Origin of the sequence: Vibrio superstes (assembly GCF_003569005.1) — a bacterium.
Taxonomy (GTDB): domain Bacteria; phylum Pseudomonadota; class Gammaproteobacteria; order Enterobacterales; family Vibrionaceae; genus Vibrio; species Vibrio superstes.
This window is the reverse complement of sequence record NZ_BCUR01000005.1, coordinates 1-2,477: the sequence shown is the minus strand read 5'-3', so window position 1 is coordinate 2,477 and position 2,477 is coordinate 1. Positions and strand designations below refer to the sequence as shown.

Genomic DNA, 2,477 nt, shown 5'->3' with positions numbered 1-2,477 from the left:
TTTTATCCGTTGAGCGATGGCCCTTCCATTCAGAACCACCGGATCACTATGACCTGCTTTCGCACCTGCTCGAATTGTCATTCTCGCAGTCAAGCGGGCTTATGCCATTGCACTAACCACACGATGTCCAACCGTGTTTAGCCCACCTTCGTGCTCCTCCGTTACTCTTTGGGAGGAGACCGCCCCAGTCAAACTACCCACCAGGCACTGTCCGCAATCCCGATAAGGGACCGACGTTAGAACATCAAGCATACAAGGGTGGTATTTCAAGGACGGCTCCAACGATACTAGCGTACCGTCTTCAAAGCCTCCCACCTATCCTACACATGTAGGGTCAATGTTCAGTGCCAAGCTGTAGTAAAGGTTCACGGGGTCTTTCCGTCTAGCCGCGGGTACACTGCATCTTCACAGCGATTTCAATTTCACTGAGTCTCGGGTGGAGACAGCGTGGCCATCATTACGCCATTCGTGCAGGTCGGAACTTACCCGACAAGGAATTTCGCTACCTTAGGACCGTTATAGTTACGGCCGCCGTTTACCGGGGCTTCGATCAAGAGCTTCGACCGAAGTCTAACCCCATCAATTAACCTTCCGGCACCGGGCAGGCGTCACACCGTATACGTCATCTTACGATTTTGCACAGTGCTGTGTTTTTAATAAACAGTTGCAGCCACCTGGTATCTGCGACTCCTAGTAGCTCCATCCGCAAGGGACTTCACCGCCAAGAGCGTACCTTCTCCCGAAGTTACGGTACCATTTTGCCTAGTTCCTTCACCCGAGTTCTCTCAAGCGCCTTGGTATTCTCTACCCGACCACCTGTGTCGGTTTGGGGTACGATTTCTTATAATCTGAAGCTTAGAGGCTTTTCCTGGAAGCATGGCATCAATGACTTCACTGCACGTAGCAGCTCGACATCGTATCTCAGCGTTAAGAAAGTCCGGATTTACCTAAACTTTCCGCCTACATACTTGAACCTGGACAACCATCGCCAGGCCCACCTAGCCTTCTCCGTCCCCCCATCGCAATTATAAGAAGTACGGGAATATTAACCCGTTTCCCATCGACTACGCCTTTCGGCCTCGCCTTAGGGGTCGACTTACCCTGCCCCGATTAACGTTGGACAGGAACCCTTGGTCTTCCGGCGAGGGGGTTTTTCACCCCCTTTATCGTTACTCATGTCAGCATTCGCACTTCTGATACGTCCAGCAGCCCTTACAGACCACCTTCAACCGCTTACAGAACGCTCCCCTACCCCGCATACAAAAGTATGCAGCCGCAGCTTCGGTGTATAGCTTAGCCCCGTTACATCTTCCGCGCAGGCCGACTCGACCAGTGAGCTATTACGCTTTCTTTAAATGATGGCTGCTTCTAAGCCAACATCCTGGCTGTCTGAGCCTTCCCACATCGTTTCCCACTTAGCTATACTTTGGGACCTTAGCTGGCGGTCTGGGTTGTTTCCCTCTCCACGACGGACGTTAGCACCCGCCGTGTGTCTCCCGGATAGTACTCAATGGTATTCGGAGTTTGCAAAGGGTTGGTAAGTCGGGATGACCCCCTAGCCTTAACAGTGCTCTACCCCCATTGGTATTCGTCCGAGGCGCTACCTAAATAGCTTTCGGGGAGAACCAGCTATCTCCAGGTTTGATTGGCCTTTCACCCCTAGCCACAAGTCATCCGCTAATTTTTCAACATTAGTCGGTTCGGTCCTCCAGTTGATGTTACTCAACCTTCAACCTGCCCATGGCTAGATCACCTGGTTTCGGGTCTAATTCTAGCAACTCGACGCCCAGTTAAGACTCGGTTTCCCTACGGCTCCCCTATACGGTTAACCTTGCTACTAAAATTAAGTCGCTGACCCATTATACAAAAGGTACGCAGTCACGCTTCGAGGCGCTCCTACTGCTTGTACGTACACGGTTTCAGGTTCTATTTCACTCCCCTCACAGGGGTTCTTTTCGCCTTTCCCTCACGGTACTGGTTCACTATCGGTCAGTCAGTAGTATTTAGCCTTGGAGGATGGTCCCCCCATGTTCAAACAGGATATCACGTGTCCCGCCTTACTCGTTTTCACTTAAAATGCGTTGTCGGTTACGGGGCTATCACCCTTTACTGCGAGACTTTCCAGACTCTTCACCTGACGCATTAAAAGCTTAAGGGCTAATCCAATTTCGCTCGCCGCTACTTTCGGAATCTCGGTTGATTTCTCTTCCTTCGGGTACTTAGATGTTTCAGTTCCCCGAGTTTGCCTCGTTATGCTATGTATTCACATAACGATACGTGCTTATGCACGTGGGTTTCCCCATTCAGAAATCCCAGACTCAAATGGTTATTACTACCTAATCTGGGCTTATCGCAAGTTATTACGTCTTTCATCGCCTCTGACTGCCAAGGCATCCACCGTGTACGCTTAGTCACTTAACCATACAACCCCAAAGGGTCTTGCTTACGCAATGCAGTTGCTACGCTGCAGTATGACG

The 2,477-nt window shown here is 50.7% G+C and carries 1 rRNA gene; it reads right to left on the bottom strand.

The features are described from left to right. Positions 1–2,421 (bottom strand): 23S ribosomal RNA (locus tag D5I41_RS21160); the annotation flags it as partial. Positions 2,422–2,477 lie beyond the last annotated feature (56 nt).